We start from the raw sequence: 19,344 nt of genomic DNA, 5'->3' as shown, positions 1-19,344 counted from the left end.
GTCGTGTCAGAAACCCAGCCGAGTCACGAGCACGAACATCACGTTCCCCTCCCGGTCGAGATTCCCGTCACCGAGAACATCGCGGACGACGCACTGGACCTGAAGACGCAGATCGTGCGGTTCGTCCTGACCGGCGGGTTGTCGGCGATCGTCGACTTCGGCCTGTACTGGCTGCTCCTCGAAGTGGTGGGACTGCCCGTCAACGTGGCCAAGTCGATCAGCTTCATCGCCGGCACCACCACGGCGTATCTCATCAACCGCCGGTGGACGTTCAAAGCGGAACCCAGCCGGGCCCGTTTCGTCGCGGTCGTGATCCTCTATGCGGTGACCTTCGCGGTGCAGGTCGGTCTCAACTGGGTCATGTACCAGGCATTCCCCGACGAGTGGTGGCGCTTGCCGTTGGCGTTCGTCATAGCGCAGGGAACGGCAACGGTCATCAACTTCGTCGTCCAGCGCGCGGTGATCTTCAAGATCCGCTGACCGCCCGGCCTCGAGACAGTTCCTGCGATGCTCTCGTCGTGATCGAGCCTGCGGTGCTTTCGTCGTGATCGAGATTGCATAACGACCCGGCGACAGCGGCTGCGCGGGTGGGATTCTCCTGCACAATCGGGCAATGCTCATCGTTCTCGATACATCGGCGGTCACGCGAGATTCGCGTTTCGAGACTTTCGTGCGCACGGCCGTGGACCGGGGTGTCCGGGTCGCAGTTCCCCGGCTCGTTCTCGTCGAGATCGCCGACCGGTACCAGCGGGAGTCAGCGGCGATGATCGAAGCGCTCACCGTCCAGGCCAGGATGTACGACCGGCTCGGACTGCGGGACGACCTGTCCCTGTTCGTCGATGTGGCCCGTGCGAAGGCCGGTGGGTACGTGGTCGCCCTCGCCCGCGAATTGGAGAAGATCGGCGTCGAGGTGGTCGAGCCGGTGGGGTGCTCGCACGTGGAGATTGCCCAGCGCGCCGTCCAGCGCCGCCGCCCCTACTGGGAGAAGAAGCGGTACGACGGCTACGCGGCGACGGTGAACTGGCTGACTGTCCTCGATCTGGCCGATCGTCACCCGGACGGTGTCGTGTGGGTCAGTGCCAACACCCGATCTTTCGGGGGCGGTGAACCCTCGGTATGGCACGACGACCTCGCAGCCGAACTACGGGAACGCCGACTGGACGGGCGTGTGTGGTGGGCCACGAGCCTGGCCGACGTGGACCTCCGCACCGAGGACCTACCCAGCCCGGAGCCCGAACCGGTCATCCTCGACAGTTCGGTGCAACCTCTGGTGCTGCCGGCGGAACAGTGGGTGCCGGCGGAACAGGAGCGCCCGGTGGTACCGAGCCCGCCGCCGGTCACCGTGCCGCGCCCACGCGCCGCACCTCAGCGCATTCCGCCGTCCGGGAAGGCAGACAACGGTGGGCGTCGCGGCCTCGGGAAGATGATCGGGGGGCGCACCCGGCGCGTGAGCATCGTCGAGGAACTCGACGACGTCGATTTCGGCTGATCCGGCTCGCTACCCGGCTGGTCACGACTCGATGCCGATGCGCCGATGTGGGACAAACGCGGCGCCCGATACTTCTACCGTGGAGAGACGCCCGTCAACGAAGACGGGCGTCGGCGACGAGGGAGCGGGCATGGATTCTGTGCCGAACGACCGCCACACACCTGCGGAACAGCGGATCGGGAAACCGACGGTGCAGTACCGGCCCGGTGCCCGACTCGCCGGGCCGAGTATGGAATCCCAGCTCCTCTACCAGGCCTGTCGCTGGTTTCTCCGCCCTGTCGTCCGAATGGCCCCGATCAACGAGTCCGCCATCCGCCGTGCGGCACTGCTCGACCTCGCCGCGGGAATGCGGCCCGCGTCCGGCATTCGCCGCCAGAAGGTTCGACTGCCCGGCTTCGACGCCGAGGTCGTGCGGGCTCCCGGAGTCTCGCCGGACCTGAGTGAGGGCGTCGTTCTCTACCTTCACGGGGGTGGATTCCTGTGTTGTGGCCTGAACACGCACCGGCCGGTGGTGGCGACCATCGCGAAACTCACCGGACTGCCGGTGATGCACGTGGGCTACCGGCAGTTGCCCGATACGAACATCAGCGGATCGGTCGACGACTGCCTGACGGCGTACAAGTGGCTGCTCGAGAACGGTGCCCGGGCGGGCGGGACGGTCTTTGCCGGTGATTCCGCAGGTGGGTTCCTGGTGTTCGCGACCGCGTTGAAAGCCCGTGAGGAGGGCGTCGATCTGCCTGCCGGACTCATCGGGTTGTCCCCGTTGCTCGATCTGGACTGCGCGGAGAAGTCGGTACACGTCAACGCGGCCAAGGACGTGTTCGCACCGATCGAGGCGCTGGTCACCATCGGGAAGCTCGGAGCCGAGGTCGACGGCGTGCTCGACCCCGCGTTGTCGCCGGTGAACGGCAATCTGGTGGGAATGCCGCCGTCGTTGCTGATCGCCGCGGAAGGTGAAGTGCTACGGTCTGATTCGGAGTTGATGGCGCACCGGCTCAGCGCCGCGGGGGTGGCGACCACGTTGCAGATCTGGGACGGGCAGGTGCATGCATTTCCGGCGCTGTGGCCGGGGCTGCCGGAAAGTCGTGCGGTGCTGCGGCGGATCGCCAGATTCGTGGCTGTCCGTGTCCGGCGTGACGACGGGATGGTGCAGGGCGCCACGGCGTGACGGTCAGCGCGGCGGACCCTCGTCGAGGACGATGGTGGCTGCCTGCGACTGCCCGTGGTCGTCGAGCCAGAGCACCGACACCGTGTCGCCGGGGTGTTTTGCGTTCATGCGTTCGCTCAGTTCTGTCGACGAGCGGACGGGTGCTCCATCGAAATCGGTAATGATGCTGCCGATCTCGAGCCCCGCGTCGTCTGCCGGGGTCCCGATGCCGACCCACAGCACTTCGGCGCCGCGCTCGTTGTTCGTGACGTTGATGCCGAGAAGTGCTGTGTCGCCGACGTGTACGGTGGATGACGTCCTGCCGGCACGGACCTGATCGACGACGGCCATCGCGGTGGTGATGGGGACGGCATACGAACGTGGTTGCGCGGGTGGAGGGGTCGACGGATCGGAGTCCGCGTTGCCCGCGGTGTTGACGCCGATCACGGTGGCGGTGGCGTCGACGAGGGGACCGCCCGAGTCGCCCGGGCGCACTGCGGCGTCCACTTCGATCAGGCCGCTCAACCGGTTCCGGGAACCGTCCGTCGAGCTTCTCGCGGTGATCGACTGGCCCACGTCGGTGACGAAGCCCCTTGCCGGCACCGGATATCCGTTGCCCTCGGCGTTGCCCACAGCTGTCACGGGGTCACCGATCCGGGTGGCGGGTGACGTCGCCAGCGTTGCCGTGGGCAGCGAATCCGCGCCTTGGAGTTGGAGCACCGCGATGTCGCGCGAGCTGTCGTAGCCAAGGACGTCCGTCACATATTCCGCACCGTCGGCGAGGGTGACCGCGCTGATGTCGAGTGCGCCGTCGATCACATGATGATTGGTGAGAACGACGCCGTCGGGTGTCACCACGATGCCCGTACCTGCGGTGTCGACGAGTCCCGAATCCGCGACGAGCGTGACGATGACCGGTACGACGCGTGCCTCGATCTCCTCGGGGGTGAGGACGACCGGCGGAGGTGGGGCGGGGGCGGGGGCGGCGGGCTGAGCCACGCTCACCGTGGGCACGCCCGCCTCCCGAACCGGCAGCGGGTTCAGGAGGACACCGCCGGCCACCGCCACCGCCACGGCGACGACCGATGCGGTGCGGGAGCTCGGCATGCCCGGCTACCTCCGTCGAGGGGTGCGGCTCACGACTGTTTCAGAGATCCCCAACCGTGCCAGGTGTCGATGTCGATCCACGCGCTTACCCGTGCCCGGTCCCGGACCGGATACGGGTTGCCGGTGTAGTGCCGGGCGATGCGGTCGATGTCGTCGAGATTCTCGTCGTCGACCAGCTTGACTACCCGGCCCTGGATGCTGACGTGGGTGATCCAGTCCTGTGGGTCCATCGCAGTGAGACTCACCCGCGGATCGTGGCGCAGATAATCGAGCCGCTTGCGCCCCGAATCCATGTTGACCAGTACTTTCCCGTCCTCGTAGAGGTACCAGGTGGCCACCGACACGGGCTGCCCGTCCGGTCGGACGGCGGTGATGGTGGCGTAATTGGGCCGCGCGAACATCTCCGCGGCTTCCTGCGGGAGGGGAGGCTTCGGCATGGTGACCTCTCGTCGGGTGGTGCGCTCACGTTCCAGTGCGAAAGATACCCCGACTACCCCGCGCTCACCCGCGGACCGGGAACCGACGTTCACCCCCCATCAGCGCAGCGCCGCGCATGTCCCGCGCCTAGCGGGTGTCGCGGAACCGGGGAGTGCGGTCCTCCTTGCGTGCGGCGGTGGCTTCCTCGAAGTTGTCGGTGAGCAGCCGCACGAGGAGTTGCCCGAGACCTTCCTGGTGGATGTGGGACTCCAGCGATGCCGCGTCGAGTCCCGACCACAGGGTGCGCTTGGTCAGCTCCAGGCCCGGCCGGGAGAACGTCGCCATCCGATCGGCCAGGTCGAAGCACGCGCCCAGTAGGTCGTCGGCAGGCACACACCGCGACACCAAGCCGATCCGCTCGGCTTCCTCGGCGTGGACGTCTCGGCCCGACAGCATGATCTCGAAGGCACGGGACGAGCCGATCGCGCGAGGAAGTAGGTAGCTGAGTCCCAACTCGCTCGCGGTGAGCCCGTTGTTGATCCCGGCGGCCCGGAAATAGGCGGCGTCCGAGGCGATCCGGACGTCCGATGCGAGCGCCAGGCACAGCCCACCGCCGATGGCGGCACCGTTGACTGCGCTGATCACCGGCTGGTGCATGCGGCGAAGCGCAAGTACGACGTTGTCCAGCATCTCCATCGCGCGCAGGGCGACGGTCGGCCGGGTCAGGCCGTCGATGTGCGGCGGGCTGCCCGCGGACGTCTGGTCGGCGCCGGAAGAGAACCCCTTTCCGGCGCCGGTGACCACGACCGCTCGTATCGCGTTGTCGTGGCTGATCCGTTCCAGCGTTTCGCGAAACGGCACCATGACATCGAACGCCATTGCATTCATGCGTTCCGGGCGATTGAGCGTCACCAGGGCGACGCCCGGCCGTGGATGGTCGACGAGAACGAAGCTCACAGCGTCTCCTTGGCGGGCGATACCGGTGTCCGGTCGCCTTCCATACTAGAACGCGTTTCAGTTATTGGGGCTCCGCTGCGACTTTTCCCGATACGCGTTCATGGTGACGGTGAGTGGTCGACCTCCGATGTCGCTGACAGCGCCGCCACCGAGCGCATCACCGGCCGCCACACTTCCTCGAGAACGGCGGGGTCGACGATCAAGCTCAGGTGCCCACCGTTCGCGAGACGCCGCGTGATGTGCTCCGGTGGGGTGGAGATGTGGCGTTCCAGCGCCCACACCTGCTCGGGTGGTGTGAACTCGTCCTCGGAGCCCGCTATCAAGAAGACGGGACACGAAATAGACTCGAGCGTAACGTTTCCCGTTTTCACGCGGAGCTCGTTCGAGATCAGCCGATTCGTCAGGAACAGCTCCTCGATCATCCAGTCGCGGAATCGGTCCGGTAACTGCTGCGACCATGCGAACCACCGTCTACGCTCGAGATAGCGTTCCACGGACTCCGGTTCATCAATGTGCGCAAGCAGCGTCATGGCGTGTTCGAACTCCGCAGTAGGTCTCCCCAGAGGGACGCCGGCCGCTTCACCGAGTCGATACTGCAATCCGGCGATTGCCACGGCGCACGTTCGCAACCATGCGGCGCTCGGATCACGCAACCAGCTGCCCATCACCTCGACGACGTGCGGTCGTCCGGCGTGGAAATCGATCGGCGCACCTGCGATGACGAGTGAGTGGGCCGCAGCGGGATGAAGAGCCGCAAAAATCGTGGCAAGCCATCCACCCTGGCTGAAGCCGACCAGGTTGATCCTGCCGCCCAAGAACTCGGTTGTCTCGGTGAGCAAGTCAAGGTAGTCGTCGATCGACGCGTTGATGTTGTCGGGACTGCGGCCGTGCCAGTCGAGGCAATAGAGGTTGTCGATTCCGGCCTCGCGGAGCGTGTGCATCAGACTCCGTCCGTCCGCGTAGTCCACGATCGAGGACGCGCGACCCGAGTGGGGTGGGATCACCAAGGTCGGGATCTGGTCGGTGGGTCCTTCGGTGGAGTAGTTCCGGCAATCGGCCAATCGACCCCGACGAGCAACGTCACTGTGATGCGCCCACTTCGGGTATTCGCGCGAGCTCACCGCTATCCAGAACGAAAGAACGTCGTCGGCGATGTCGAACGGATTCGCCCTTCGTCGACAGAGTCCTGCCCAGTACCCCGACCATCCCTCGACTGCCGCAGCCCCCACCTCGAGCGGGAGAAGAGCGAGGTCTCTCCAGTGCCTATTCCCTGCTGTCGTCATGCAGCTGGCTCCTGTCGGGTGCATGTGCGCGCTCTCACTGGCAGACGACGATGGCCGGGATGTGTCATCCCGGCCATCGCTGCTGTCACGTTATTTCAGCACTGAGCGTGCGGCGTCGGTGAACGCCGTGCTGAGCCCGTTGACGAGGGACACCTGTGCCTTCGTGAGGCTACTGATCCACTCGACGTTGCTGCTGGTGCCGATCTTCTCCTGGAATTCGAGGACACTGCCGAGGGCCTTCTCGTAGGTGTCGAGCGAGAGGTTTCCGCTCTGCTTCGCGGCGTCGACCACTTTCTCGTTGAGGGATGAGATCCGCTCGGTCGATTCGTCGAGTGCCTTGCTGAGGCCGGCAGCCGCTGCGGTGGTGGCGTCGGTGACTGTCTTGGCTGTGGTCACGTTCTTACTCCTTGGGTGGGGGTAACGTCAGTAAGCACATTAGCAGGTTAGCAAGCTGATTGCTAACGCACCTGTCGTCTGATTACTGAGAGACGTACGTCCCCGGGGCCTCGGCAAGGACGGGATGCTTGGCATTGCCCATTGCCGGCGGTGCCACCATGTCGCCCGCGCGAGAAGCTGACCACTGTGTCCAGTCCTCCCACCACGAGCCGGAATGCTTCTCGGACAAAATCTGCCAGTCCGCCGGATTTGCGGGCATGGTCCGGCGTTCGCTCGAGTCGGGTGCGCCGACGGTATGGAAGAAGCACCGGTTGTTCGGTGGATTGACCGCACCGGCGATGTGGCCCCCGTTGGTGAGGACGAAACGCACGTCTCCACCGAGTAGATGCACACTCTTATACGACGAGGTCCACGGCACGATGTGGTCGTTGACGGCACCGACGATGTAGGAATCGCACGTTACCTTCGTCAGATCCAGCCGCTGACCGTCCAATACGTATTCCCCAGAGGATAATTCGTTTCGGCCGTAGAGGGATCGCAGGTACTGGGAGTGCATCGTGGCGGGCATCCTGGTCTTGTCCTCGTTCCACGCGAGGATGTCGAACGCGGCCGGCTTTTCGCCCTTCATCCAGCGCGAGACCCAGTAGCTGAAGATCAACTCTTTGGCCTTGATCAGGTCGAAGGTGCCACTCATCTCTTCGCCGGACAGAAAGCCCTGCCGCCGCATACGCATCTCGACACGATCGAGGGTGTCTGGATCGACCAGAAGCTTCAGCTCGCCGACCTCGCTGTAATCGAGCAGCGTGTTCAACATCGTCAGTGAGTTGATGCGGTCGTCCCCGGTTGCAGCGAGACGGGCCGCTCCCATCGCGGCCATAGCGCCACCGAGGCAGATGGAGAGGATGTCGATCTTCCCCGAACCGGTGACCTCTTCGACGACGTCCATGGCGGCAGCGAACCCGCGAAGGTAGTAGTCGTCCATCGTGATGTCCATCATGGACCGGTCGGGATTGCGGTAGGAAATCGCAAAGACTGTGCGCCCGTGCGCGACCGCCCACTCGATGAGGCTGCGTTTCGGCGCGAGATCGAGTATGTAGTACTTGTTGATCCACGGTGGGGAGACAAGGATCGGGACCGCATGCACGGAGGGGGTCTGCGGTTGGTACTGGATCACTTCGATCAAGTCGTTGCGAAAAACGACTTTGCCCGGCGTGGCTGCAAGGTTGTCACCGAGAGTGAAGGCGGCCCGATCGACTTTCACCGGCTGCCCCTTCCGCTTGATGACGTCCTCGGCAGCGAAAAGGGCACCGCGAACGAGGCTCGCCCCGCCGGTGTCGAACGCGCGCGTCAGTACACCCGGATTGGTGAGCGGGAAATTGGTGGGCGACAGGGCGTCGAGCATCAAGTTCACGATTTGCCGTGCCTTGGCGTCCTGTAGTTCGTCTCCCGCGCCCGCCTCTGTGAGGTCTTCCGCGAGTTCACGAGTCGCGAGATAGCTTTGGTGCAGAGAGAAGAACGCGGGATTCTCGCGCCACGCCGCGTCTGCGAACCTCTTGTCGCTCGGGTCGACCGGGACGGGAGGTTGGGCGTCGACGTCGTTGAACACTCGAACAGCAGCCGCCGGAATGTGGGCGAGGTGAGTGGCGTAGTTCGTCGACGCGGCGACGACGGCCTGAGGATTCTTTGCTGCACGGCCGGCGACGGACGCCACCGCGGGGCCCCAGCCGATGGGGTCGATCCGCGAGGCGATCTTCTTGTGCAGGTTGTCGATCACACGTTGCTCCCCAAAAATCGAATCGTCATATCCGCCACGCACGCCGGACGTTCGGAGCCGTCGACGGACATGGTCAGGGCCGACGTCACCTGATAGCCGCCCCTACAGGCTTTCACGGTGGTGACCTCAGCGGTCAAACGCAGGTGAGAACCGACGGGAACGGGCGCCGTGAACCGTGCATTGCCTATACCGCAATTGATCACCTGCTCGCTGTCGACGACATCGATCAGTTGCCAGAATAAACTGGGTGCCAACGACAATGTGAGAAATCCGTGCGCAATTGTCGTCCCGAGCGGACCTTCCTTCGCGCGCTCGGGATCGGTGTGGATCCATTGGTGATCATTCGTCGCATCGGCGAACATGTTGATCTGTTGCTGAGTGATCTGTACGGCACTCGACGTGCCGAGTTCGGTACCGACGAGGGTGGGGAGGTCTTCGAGTGCGACGGCGCGCGCGGTGGTGTGTTCTGTCTGCACGGTATTCCTGTGAGGTGATCTTGCTGCGGATCCCGCAGAGGCGAAGAGTGGGACGGCGCCGGTGGCGCCCGATCACACGTTGACACAGGAACGTTTGAACTGCATATTACCGAGGGGTATACTGCACGGTCAGTTGCGTCGGCGTACTTTCATGGCTGCACGAGCTGGTCCATACGGCGTCTCTATCTGCGGGGACTCGTCGTCACACCTATGTTTACCAGTCCATGTGACATGCAACACAGTCGTGGGTGGTCGGTGATGTGCGAGACGCACTCAGTCTTGTGGTCCGGTGCTCGGACGCTTCCGTTTGGCGATGGTGAGCTGCCGGAAGGCCTCGTACATTTCCTCGATCGCCTTACGCTGCGCATTGGTGAGGTCCGGGTCCTCCCGGATCGCCGTTATCACTGCCGAGGCGGAGTCCTTCTGGGCTCGCGACGCTTCCGACACCAGCATGTCAGCGGACAGATGAAGCTGATCGGCGATGGCCTGCAGGACGCGGTCGCTCGGCTCCCGGAGGTTCCGTTCGATTTGTGACAGGTACGGATTCGAAATTCCCACCATCGCAGCCAACTGACGCATCGGGAGCTCGGCCATCTCCCGCTGGCGCCTGATCAACTCACCGAGCGTCAGTCCGCGCGGAGCCTCTCGATCCATGAGTGCATTCTAGGCCTTCGGCCTCGTGCGCCTTTCTGGTAGCTGGGACTACCAGAAAGGCGCACGGGCGCGGAGCGCCTAGAGCGTGCGAGAGATGAGCTCCTTCATGACCTCGTTGGATCCGGCGTAGATGCGCTGGATCCGGGCGTCGGCGTACATCTGGGCGATGGGGTATTCGAGGATGTAGCCGTATCCCCCGAAAAGCTGTACGCAGCGGTCGATCACGGAGCACTGCTGGTCGGTGAGCCAGTATTTGGCCATTGCGGCGGTGGCGACGTCGAGCTCACCGCGGAGATGCTTGACGATGCAGTCGTCGAGGAAGGTGCGCGACACCCGGGCGATTGTGGCGCATTCGGCCAGTTCGAAGCGGGTGTTCTGCAGGTCGAACAGGGTCTTGCCGAACATCGTCCGGGACTTCGCGTACTCCACGGTGAGGGCGACCGCTCGTTCGATCGCAGCGACTGCGGCAACACCGCAGATCAATCGTTCCTGGGGAAGCTGCTGCATCAGTTGGACGAAGCCGGCACCCTCGGTCGGACCGAGGAGATTCTCGGCGGGCACTCGGACGCCGTCGAAGAACAGTTCGGTGGTGTCCTGCCCTTTCTGTCCCACCTTGTCGAAGATTCGTCCCCGCGTAAAACCCGGAGTGTTGTCGTCGACTTCGGCGACGATCAGCGACACTCCTTTCGCGCCGAGTGCGGTGTCGGTCTTGGCGGCGACGATCACCAGATCACAGTTGTAGCCGTTCGAGATGAAGGTTTTGGTACCGGTGAGGAGGTAGTCGTCGCCGTCCCGCACCGCTTTGGTCGTGATGCTCTGGAGGTCAGATCCGGTTCCGGGTTCGGTCATGGCGATCGCACCCACCCATTCGCCACTCGTGAGGCGGGGCAACCACCGCAATTTCTGGTCTTCGGTCCCGTAGGCGTTCAGGTAGTGCGGGACTATTCCCGAATGCACGCCCAGCTGAAGCGAATGGTCACCGGCCAGAACCTGTTCATGGAACAGAACAGCGTCGTGCGCGAAAGTGCCCCCGCCACCCCCGTATTCGGCGGGAATCGACATGCCCGACAGGCCCAGGTCACCAAGAGTGCGGTAGACCTCCCGGTCGGGAAAGCCTTGCTGCGCGAAGCGGGATTGGTGCGGAGTCACCTCCCTGGCGAAAAAGTTGCGTGCGAGTTCGGCTACGGCGCCGAGGTCCTCGTCGATCCAGGCGGAGTTCGTCAGTGTGGAAGCGGGAGAGATGGTCATCGTCTTCTTTCGACATCGGTGGAGAGTTGCCCTCAGCCTGCGACTGCGGGCACAGCGTCCGCCCGGTGCAGCGCGGCTACCTGGACGCCCTCAGGCACGGGCTGGGCGTAGAGGTTTTCGATCTCGGGCGCGTATTTTGCGGCGATGGGCGTGCGTCGCAGCTTCATGGTGAGAGTCAATTCGTCACTGCCGGGCTCCCAGAAAGAGGGCAGAACAATGAACTTCTTGATCTGCTCTACCCGTGAGAGGCGGCTGTTTCCTGCCGCGACCGCGTCGGCAACCACGGCAATGACAGCGGGGTGTGCTGCCAGAGTCGCGGCATCCGCCTCCACGTGAAGCTGTGCCGCGTAGCCGGCTGCGCCGTCGGGGTCCAACGTGATCAGCGCGGTGTTGTACGGCCGCGCGTCACCGATGGTGGACACGTTCCCGATGAGCGAGGATTGGGCCTTGATTGCATTCTCGATCCCGGCCGGCGACATGTTCTTGCCCGATGAGTTGATGATCAACTCCTTCTTCCGGTCGATGATGGTGAGATATCCGTCGTCGTCGACGGTCACCACATCTCCCGTGGACAGCCAGCCGTCCGCGTCGACTGCCTCCGCTGTTTTCCCCGGCTCACCCCGGTAGCCCTTCATGACCAGCGGGCCTCGGACGAGGAGTTCGCCGTCGTCGGCGATCCGCATCTCCATGCCGGGGATGATTCTGCCGACCGTTCCCAGTCTGGTGGGGTCCGCCGCGGCGGCGCTCGCGATGCACGTCAGTTCCGACATGCCCCAGATTTCCGAGATGTTGAGACCGAGAGAGCCGAAGAATGCCAGGGTGTCAGCGGGGATGGGGGCCGCGCCCGATACGGCCCACCGGAGGGCGTCGAATCCGAGTTGCGCCCGCAGAGGTGCCAGCACTCGCGTTTCTGCAGAAACGAATTCGGCTTCGAGTTCCTCGGGTACGGGTTGGCCTGCCCGCAGCATTGCAAACCGGCGGGCGCCCACCGCGAGGCCCCATTGCAATCCCTGGCGCCGAGTTTCCTCCGGCTCGTCGGCTACCGCCCGCTCCACTGCGACCTGGAGCTTTTCCCAGACGCGTGGGACTGCACCCCAGATGGTCGGCCGGCAATCGGGGAGGGCGGCGGCGATCTGCGAGATGTCCTCGACAACGGTGATTTCGGTGCCGAAGACCATCTGGAAGTAGAGGCAGGTCATCCGGTCGGCGATGTGCGCGGAGGGCATGAACGAGGTGATCCGGTCGCCGAATTCGATCGGCAGGATCTCGCGCACTGCGCCGGCCTCGAACAGTAATGCGGCGTGGGTCGATTCGACGCCCTTGGGCTTTCCGGTGGTCCCCGAGGTGTAGATGAGCGTGGCAACGTCGTCCGGTTGCACGGCTCGCCAGGCCGAGGCGAAGTCGAAGTCAGCGGGACGCAGAGTTTTCATCTGGTCCAGCGAGAGGGTTCCGGTGGGTGCGCTCCCCGAGTCGACATCGACGACGACGATCCGCGAGGGCTGCACGCCGGATTCTCTGATCCGTTCGACGTACTGCGCCTCGCACACGACCACTTTCGCTCCCGCGTTGCGGAGGACATGGGCGATGGCGTCCGGCGGTGAGGTGTTGTAGATCGAGAACGAGGTGGCACCGACGTGTTGGGCACCCACGTCCACCGGGTAGAAGTCGAGGCGGTTTCCCATCATGAGTGCCACGGTGTCCCCGCGTCCGACGCCGAGCCCGGCGAACCCGGCCGCCACGTCCCGTACCTGTTCCGCGTAGTCCCGCCAGGTGAGTACTTCGTTGCCGCCCACGGTCCGGAGTGCGACCGAGTCGGGGGCGATGGCTGCGACGCGTTGGAAGGCCTCGCACAGGGTGATCGGAGCTCGAGTCGGGGTCATGGCATCTTCCTGCTGGCGGTGGGTGATCCGGGAGTGGTGGAGGTGGCGGGTCGGGCGTCGAGTTCACGGATGAGTTCGTGGCAGTCGCGGTCGGCGACGAGGTAACCGTCGGCGAGGACATTCACCAGTCCGCGTCCGAGCGCCCACGGTTGCCAGGCCGCGGGTGCCAGGGTGCGGCCGGCACGGCGGGCGATGGCGTCGGCGATGACGGTCGCGGCGTCCTCGGCACTGATGCGGCGGCGCAACGGCCGCGGCAGGCGGGCGTCGAGTTTTCGGCCGAGCTCGTCGTCGTCCAGGGTTGCGCGTGCCAGTTGGGTGTCGACCATGCCGAAGTAGGCGACACCGGCGGAGGCGCCGTAACCTGCGAGTTCGAGGCGCAGGGCGCGGCCGAGTTGCTCGACGGCGGCCTTGCTGATCATGTACGACGCCCCGCCGAGGCCGGGCGCGAACGCGGCCGCGGACGACACCACGACGATGTGACCACGTCGTTCGATCACTTCGTCGACGGCCGGACGAATGGTGTTGAACACTCCGGTGATGTTGATGTCGATGACCCGGTCGAAAGCGGCGGGGTCGATTCGGCGGAGAGTGCCCGGTGGCGGTGTCACACCGGCGTTCGCGACGACGACGTCGAGCCGCCCGGTCTGTTCGATCACGTCCCGCACGGCTGCGTTCATGCCGGCCCGGTCGCGGACGTCGGCCATGAGAGTCAGGACCCGTTCCTGTCCCAGTGCGCAGTCGGCGTCGGTGAGGGCCGCTGGATTGTTATCGATCAGTGCGACGGTTGCGCCGCGGGCGTGCAGCGCGCGCGCCGAGGCCAGTCCGATGCCGTCGCCCCCGCCGGTGATCAGGACGACCTTGCCGGCGACGTCGTACTCAGCCCCCTTCCCGGGTAACGGCAGGCCCAGGTCGCGCAACGTGCGAGCGTATGCAGTTCGTTTCTCGAAGATCGCCATCGTCAGTTCCTTCCGTGAAGCACGGTGATGAGGACGCGGACGAGAGAGTCCACCAGGCGTGTACGCCGAAATGTCGTGAGCGGCAGCACGGACGGGAATCGCTGTCTGGTCATCGCCCGTGGGAAAGTGAATTCCCTCAGGCCGTCCGCGCCGTGGACCCGACCGAATCCGGAATCATCGACACCGCCCAGGGGCAGACCGGGAACGGCCGCGTAGAGAACGTAGGAATTGACGGAGACGGCGCCGGTGCGAATTCGCCGTGCGATGTCCTCGCCGTGCTTCCGGGAGAAAACGCTGACACCCAGGCCGTATCGGCTCGCGTTGGCCCGTTCCACAGCCTCGTCCATGTTTCGGACCCTCGACACGACAAAGGTGGGGCCGAAGGTTTCCTCGGTGACCGCGATGCTGTCCTCCGGCACGTCCACGAGAACGGTGGGTTGCACGAACCGGCCCTCCACGGCGTCGGGCCCGCCGAGAACCGCCCGCCCGCCCTTGTCGAGCGCATCGTCGATGTGGCGACGGATCACGTCGACCTGCGAGGGCATCGTCATCGGGCCGATGTGCGCATCCGTGTCGGAACCGGCGCGAATGCGGGAGGCGAGGGTAACGACCTGATCGACGAACTCGTCGAATACCTTGTCGTGCACGTATACCCGCTCGACCCCGAGGCAGGTTTGCCCGGCATTGGACAGCCCGCCCCACACAGCGGCGTCAGCGGCAGAATCGACGTCTGCGTCGGCGTTGACGATCAGGGCGTCCTTGCCGCCGCATTCCATCAGGACGGGGGTGAGCGATTCGGCGCACGCGGCCATTACTTTCTTGCCGGTCGCAGTGGATCCGGTGAATCCGATCTTGTTCACCTTTGACCGGCACAGCGCGGCGCCGGTCGAACCATCTCCGGTAACGACCTGCAGCACTGGAAATTCCGGTACCGCTTCGGTGAAAGCCTCGATCAGCCACACGCCTACGCCCGGGGTGTACTCGCTGGGCTTGTAGACCACCGTGTTTCCGGCTGCGAGGGCGAACGACAGCGACCCGAGTGGAGTGAAGACGGGGTAGTTCCACGGCCCGATCACACCGACCACGCCGAGGGGAAGGTATTCGACGCTGGCCGATTGGTTGACGGTGAGCGCGCTCGAGCGTACCGAGCGACGCCCCAGTACCTTGCCGGAATTCTTCGCCGCCCACGCGAGGTGCTCCAACGCCATCGCGATCTCGAGCATCGCGTCTGCGGGTGGCTTCCCCATCTCCCGGTGGACGAGGTCTGCGAGTTCCGTTGCCCGCCGGGCGATGATGCCACGCCAGGCATCGAGCCTGCGGGCCCGTTCAGCGAATCCCAGTGATGCCCACCAGTCGGCGGCGCCACGCGCACGGGCTACGGCGTCCTCGACGTCGCGGGTCGAGCCGAGGGGGTGAACGCCTACCACCTGTCCCGTGGCCGGACTGGTCACCTCGAATGTGGCAGGTGCCGGCGTGGTAGTGGTCATCGGGTCGCGCCCTTCGGGTGGTCGAGTGCCTTGTGGGCGAGGCCGCGCGCCCATCCGCGCGTCACCCGGCGCAGCAGTGGCAGGGACAGCGCGAGGAAGGGCGTGAGCCCGGGTGCGGCCTCCATCGCGAAGGTCCAGGTGAGCCGGGTGCCGTCGGGGTGCGCGTCGAGGCTGATGTCTTCGGCGAACCGCCGGAATCCGGGCCTGGACGCGCTTTCGGCGGTGAACGTGATGCGTCTGCCCTCCTCCCAGCGGTAGAAGCGTTCTCTCAGGGCGGCGGCCCCGTGTCCGAGCGTCACGGTTCTGGTGGTGCCGATACCGAAGGGCCGATGCGAGGTCCAGTCGCTCGCCGTGATCAGCCGCGACCAGGACACCAGTGCGTCGTGGGCGGTGAGGACACTCCACACGTGCGCAGGGTCCGTCGACAGGTAGGCGACGTGCACGATGCGGAATCTGGCGGTCTGCAGGAACTCGTCGTCGGCGGCGGCGAGTGGGTACCAGCGCGTCACAGGTCGATCACCAGAGATCCACCGGCCGAGCGTGACAGGCAGATCAGCATCGAGTCCTGTCGCTCGGCGTCCGTCAGCGTGCGGTCGCGGTGCTCGACATCTCCGGCCAGAACCCGCACTCGACAGGTACCGCAGAAGCCCTGCTGGCACGAGTAGGCGACACCCGGTACTTCCCGGCGGATCGCGGCCAGCGCGGTTTCGTCGGCGCCCACCGACACAGTCGTTCCCCGCTGGGCGAGGTGTACGTCGAACTCCTGCCCGCCGACCACCGGCAGAGCCGAAAACCGTTCGGTGTGAAGGGAACCGGTGGGATTGAGCTGACCCATCACACGACGCGCGGTGCTCGTCAGCGGCGGTGGTCCACACAGGTAGACGGCTGCGCCAGGGGCTGCGGTGGTGAGGATCTCGGTGATATCGGGTTGACCGTTCTCGTCGTCGGGCCGGACCTCCACACAACCGGCATACCGCGCGAGTTCGTCGAGAAACGGCATGGTGTCGCGCGAGCGGCCCAGATAAACAAGCCGCCAGGGTCGTCCGCGCGCGTGGCACTTTTTCACCATCGGCAGGATCGGCGTGATGCCGATTCCGCCCGCGACGAACAGGTACGAGTCCGCAGCAACCAACGGAAAGGCGTTGCGCGGACCGCGTACGGTGACGACATCCCCGGCCTCGAGCGAATCGTGGACCTCCGCCGAACCGCCCAGTCCGCCGTCGATGCGGCGGACGGCGATGCGGTACGACGACAGATCGTCGGGGTCACCGCACAAGGAGTACTGACGCTGCCGGCCGGACGGTAGGAAGAGGTCGAGGTGCGCGCCCGGAATCCAGGACGGCAACGCATGTCCTTCCGGCGACGCCAAGGTCACGCCGATGACGCCCTCCGCCTCGGCTCTCACCTGCTCGATCACGAGACTCATGTCGAAACCTGTGTTGCGCACCGGCTTCGGACGCGACAGCCACGAGGCGGCGCGACTGGCCGCGAAGACGGTCCGGTAGGCGACGGTTGCCCGAGCCGCCAACCGGAGTGCGCGGGTGGGCTCGAACTCGCGGGCGGGGGAGTCCGGCCCCGATGCCCGTTCCGAGGTGGTCATCATGATGAGTGGTCTTTCTCGCTAGGAGCGGTTGGCGGCAGGGGACTGCGCGAGGTAGCGCATCGCGACGTCCATGTCGCCGATCTGCGACGGGTGGAAGCTGGGGCGCAGGTACGGCGGAATCTCCGTCACCAGGAAGGTGATGTTGGGTACCAATCCGCGTCTGATCGCGCTGATCAGCTGCAACGGCCAGAAACGGCCCTTGTCCGTCGACGGGTCCGCGCGGAACAGGTAGTTCATCGAGGTCAGGAAGAGCAGGATCAAGGTAAAACTGGCAATCAGGGCGGTGCGCACCCGCCGGGCGTAGCTGCCGTCCACGTACATGAAGGCGTCGAAGGCGACATTGCGATGCTCGACCTCTTCTGCTCCGTGCCACCGGACCATGTCCAGCATCACCGGGTGCATCCCTGCCCTCTCGAGCGCGGGGTCGGTCAGCAACCACTCACCGACGACGGCGGTGTAGTGCTCCATCGCAGCGAACAGGCCCAGGCGCTCGCACAACCATGCCCGCTTCGCCCGGCCGGACAACCCACGGTCACCCAGAATTCGATCGACGAGCCAGTCCATTTTGCGCGCCATCGGCCCGATGTCCATGCCGAGTTCCGCGAGATGCTCGCGCGCGCCCTTGTGCGAGGTGGCGTGGGTTGCCTCCTGGCCGATGAAACCCACCACTTCCTCGTGGAGTCGTTCGTCCTCGATCAGGGGCAGTGCCTCGGCAAGGGTCGCGGACATCGCCCGCTCACCTTCTGGAAGGACCAGGTGCATGAAGTTGATGACGTGCGTGGTCATCGGCTCGCCGGGAACGTAGTGCAAAGGCACTCCCTCCCAGGTGAATTCGACGTCGCGGGCGGTGATCGCGTGAGACTCGTCGGTGTACCGGCGCGCGCCCGCGGGGTCGACCACCGGTTTCCGGCCGATTCGGGGAAAAGTCATCATCCTGCTGTCCTCACGGTCGGGTGTGACGGGGTTCCTGCTCTTCGGGTGACGTATTGGGCGAGGTCCGCCCGCCGGGTGCGCGCCCGGAAGCTGTGGTTGAACCCCGGATAGAAGGTGAAGTTGCGGCCCGCACCGCTCAGGTAGTAGCTGGTACAGCCGCCGACATTCCACACCGACTTCTGCAAACGCCTGTCCACGTCGTCGACGAACGCCTGCTGCACCTCGGGGCGGATGTCGATGCTCGTCATGCCCTGCGCGTCCATCTGCCGGAGAGCGCTGAGGATGTACTCCACCTGGGCCTCGATTGTCACCACTTGCGAGGTGTATGTGACGGAATTGGGGCCGAGAAGCATGAAGAAGTTGGGGAAGCCGCTGATCGTCGTGCCGAGATATGCGCGGGCATTGCCGTTCCAGGCCTCGGCCAACGTGCGGCCGTCCCGCCCGCGGACCACGTCGAAGGCCGGGTTGTCGGTCAGCTTGAAGCCGGTGCCCATCACGATCGTGTCGAGTTCGTGCAGTGTGCCGTCGGCGGTCACGATTCCGCCCGGTCGCACTTCCCGTATTCCCGCGGTGACCACGTCGACGTTCGGTTGTGCCAGAGCGGGGTAGTAGGCGTTGGAGAATGTCGGACGTTTACACCCGAAGGCATACGTGGGAGTGAGTGCGCGTCGCAGTTCCGGGTCTCGGACCTGGCGATTCAAGTGCGCGCGACCGAGCGCAGCCAGACCTTTCAGCAGTGCGGGCCGGTAGACGAACCCCGGAACCATCGCCTCCTGCACCAGATCGAGTCCAGTCCGTGCCAGTCGCTGCGAGAGCGGTACACGTTCGAAAAGTCTTCGCGGCCAACCGGTCATCGGCTGGTCGGGATGCGGGAGTATCCAGGTCGGAGTCCGCTGGAACACCGTCATCGACCGGGCGATCGGCTGAATCCGGGGGACGATCTGCACTGCCGACGCGCCCGTTCCGACGACGGCAACTCTCTCGCCGGCCAGATCGTGCCCGTGATCCCAGGCTGCCGAGTGGAACACCGCGCCGTCGAAGCTGTCGAGTCCGGGTAGGTCCGGGACCGCCGGTTCACTGAAGGGTCCCATGGCCCCCACCAGAATGCGGGCCTCCCAGCGGCCTTGATTCGTCGCCACGTGCCAGACCTGGGCAGCATCGTCCCAGGTCGCCTCCCGTACCTCGTGGTTCAGGCGCAGGTGCGGCACTATTCCGAAGTCCTCGGCGCAGGCACGCAGGTAGTCGTGGATCTCGGGCTGCAATGGGTAGAGCCTCGTCCAGTTCGGATTCGGCGCGAACGAGAACGAGTACAGGATCGACGGGATGTCGCACTGTGCGCCCGGGTAGGTGTTGACCTGCCAGGTTCCACCGATCTCGCTCGCTCGCTCGAGCACGACGAAATCGTCGATACCGGCTTGTTTCAGCTTCATCGCCGTTCCCAGGCCACCGAAGCCTGCGCCGATGACGAGTACGTGGACCTTCTCGCGAGCGTCGTCGTCGACCGGGCTGGAAATCGATTGTGCAGAGCTGACCATGT

General features: G+C 65.1%; 19 protein-coding genes. 3 read left to right on the top strand and 16 right to left on the bottom strand.

Annotation, left to right across the window (positions count from 1 at the left end; translation table 11 throughout):
* The first annotated feature begins 3 nt into the window (after positions 1-3).
* The 3 genes from L1080_RS23700 to L1080_RS23690 all read left to right on the top strand — a co-directional run bounded on the left by L1080_RS23700 (position 4) and on the right by L1080_RS23690 (position 2,657).
* Entirely contained in the window at positions 4-480 is a 477-nt protein-coding gene (locus L1080_RS23700) for a GtrA family protein (RefSeq protein ID WP_159918814.1), read from the top strand.
* A 133-nt stretch (positions 481-613) separates the two neighbouring features.
* A complete protein-coding gene (locus L1080_RS23695) occupies positions 614-1,489 on the top strand; it encodes a PIN domain-containing protein (protein ID WP_250765580.1) in 876 nt (291 codons plus the stop codon).
* 130 nt (positions 1,490-1,619) lie between these two features.
* Positions 1,620-2,657: an alpha/beta hydrolase gene (locus L1080_RS23690; RefSeq protein ID WP_159918816.1), complete on the top strand. Its 1,038-nt coding sequence runs from the start codon at positions 1,620-1,622 to the stop codon at positions 2,655-2,657.
* Positions 2,658-2,660: 3 nt separating this feature from the next.
* Here the strand turns inward: L1080_RS23690 and L1080_RS23685 are convergent, their stop codons facing one another.
* The 16 genes from L1080_RS23685 to L1080_RS23610 form a co-directional block, all read right to left on the bottom strand.
* A complete protein-coding gene (locus tag L1080_RS23685) occupies positions 2,661-3,743 on the bottom strand; it encodes a S1C family serine protease (RefSeq protein ID WP_250765577.1) in 1,083 nt (360 codons plus the stop codon).
* A 29-nt stretch (positions 3,744-3,772) separates the two neighbouring features.
* Positions 3,773-4,180, bottom strand: coding sequence for a TIGR03618 family F420-dependent PPOX class oxidoreductase (locus L1080_RS23680; protein ID WP_250765574.1), 408 nt, complete (start codon positions 4,178-4,180; stop codon positions 3,773-3,775).
* Positions 4,181-4,307: 127 nt separating this feature from the next.
* Entirely contained in the window at positions 4,308-5,117 is an 810-nt protein-coding gene (locus L1080_RS23675; protein ID WP_250765571.1) for an enoyl-CoA hydratase, read from the bottom strand.
* 98 nt (positions 5,118-5,215) lie between these two features.
* The gene (locus L1080_RS23670) at positions 5,216-6,400 is read right to left on the bottom strand and encodes an alpha/beta fold hydrolase (RefSeq protein WP_250765568.1); all 1,185 of its coding nucleotides are present in this window, start codon (positions 6,398-6,400) and stop codon (positions 5,216-5,218) included.
* Between the two features lie 90 nt (positions 6,401-6,490).
* Complete coding sequence (locus L1080_RS23665) at positions 6,491-6,796, bottom strand: hypothetical protein (protein ID WP_250765566.1); 306 nt, start codon at positions 6,794-6,796, stop codon at positions 6,491-6,493.
* 82 nt (positions 6,797-6,878) lie between these two features.
* Positions 6,879-8,570, bottom strand: a complete 1,692-nt coding sequence (locus L1080_RS23660) for a PHA/PHB synthase family protein (RefSeq protein WP_250765563.1) — start codon at positions 8,568-8,570, stop codon at positions 6,879-6,881.
* Positions 8,567-9,046, bottom strand: a complete 480-nt coding sequence (locus tag L1080_RS23655; protein ID WP_250765560.1) for a MaoC family dehydratase — start codon at positions 9,044-9,046, stop codon at positions 8,567-8,569. Before L1080_RS23655 ends, L1080_RS23660 begins: the two co-directional genes overlap by 4 nt.
* Before the next feature lie 273 nt (positions 9,047-9,319).
* Positions 9,320-9,700 (bottom strand): helix-turn-helix domain-containing protein, encoded by a 381-nt coding sequence (locus L1080_RS23650; RefSeq protein ID WP_159918822.1) that lies wholly within the window; start codon positions 9,698-9,700, stop codon positions 9,320-9,322.
* 78 nt (positions 9,701-9,778) lie between these two features.
* The gene (locus tag L1080_RS23645) at positions 9,779-10,948 is read right to left on the bottom strand and encodes an acyl-CoA dehydrogenase family protein (RefSeq protein WP_250765558.1); all 1,170 of its coding nucleotides are present in this window, start codon (positions 10,946-10,948) and stop codon (positions 9,779-9,781) included.
* Positions 10,949-10,980: 32 nt separating this feature from the next.
* Positions 10,981-12,828: a fatty acid--CoA ligase FadD11 gene (gene fadD11 / locus L1080_RS23640; protein ID WP_250765555.1), complete on the bottom strand. Its 1,848-nt coding sequence runs from the start codon at positions 12,826-12,828 to the stop codon at positions 10,981-10,983.
* Positions 12,825-13,784: an SDR family oxidoreductase gene (locus tag L1080_RS23635; RefSeq protein ID WP_250765551.1), complete on the bottom strand. Its 960-nt coding sequence runs from the start codon at positions 13,782-13,784 to the stop codon at positions 12,825-12,827. Before L1080_RS23635 ends, fadD11 begins: the two co-directional genes overlap by 4 nt.
* A 2-nt stretch (positions 13,785-13,786) precedes the next feature.
* Positions 13,787-15,271, bottom strand: a complete 1,485-nt coding sequence (locus L1080_RS23630; RefSeq protein ID WP_250765549.1) for an aldehyde dehydrogenase family protein — start codon at positions 15,269-15,271, stop codon at positions 13,787-13,789.
* Positions 15,268-15,780: an SRPBCC family protein gene (locus L1080_RS23625; RefSeq protein ID WP_159918827.1), complete on the bottom strand. Its 513-nt coding sequence runs from the start codon at positions 15,778-15,780 to the stop codon at positions 15,268-15,270. Before L1080_RS23625 ends, L1080_RS23630 begins: the two co-directional genes overlap by 4 nt.
* A complete protein-coding gene (locus tag L1080_RS23620; RefSeq protein WP_201453586.1) occupies positions 15,777-16,871 on the bottom strand; it encodes a PDR/VanB family oxidoreductase in 1,095 nt (364 codons plus the stop codon). Before L1080_RS23620 ends, L1080_RS23625 begins: the two co-directional genes overlap by 4 nt.
* Positions 16,872-16,892: 21 nt before the next feature.
* Complete coding sequence (locus L1080_RS23615) at positions 16,893-17,807, bottom strand: metal-dependent hydrolase (RefSeq protein ID WP_159918828.1); 915 nt, start codon at positions 17,805-17,807, stop codon at positions 16,893-16,895.
* Entirely contained in the window at positions 17,804-19,342 is a 1,539-nt protein-coding gene (locus L1080_RS23610) for a flavin-containing monooxygenase (protein WP_159918829.1), read from the bottom strand. Before L1080_RS23610 ends, L1080_RS23615 begins: the two co-directional genes overlap by 4 nt.
* Positions 19,343-19,344 lie beyond the last annotated feature (2 nt).

Source organism: Rhodococcus sp. MSC1_016 (assembly GCF_023667485.2).
GTDB lineage: Bacteria > Actinomycetota > Actinomycetes > Mycobacteriales > Mycobacteriaceae > Rhodococcus_F > Rhodococcus_F oxybenzonivorans.
The sequence above is the reverse complement of the archived record's forward strand: the minus strand, read 5'-3'. Positions and strand labels throughout refer to the sequence as shown.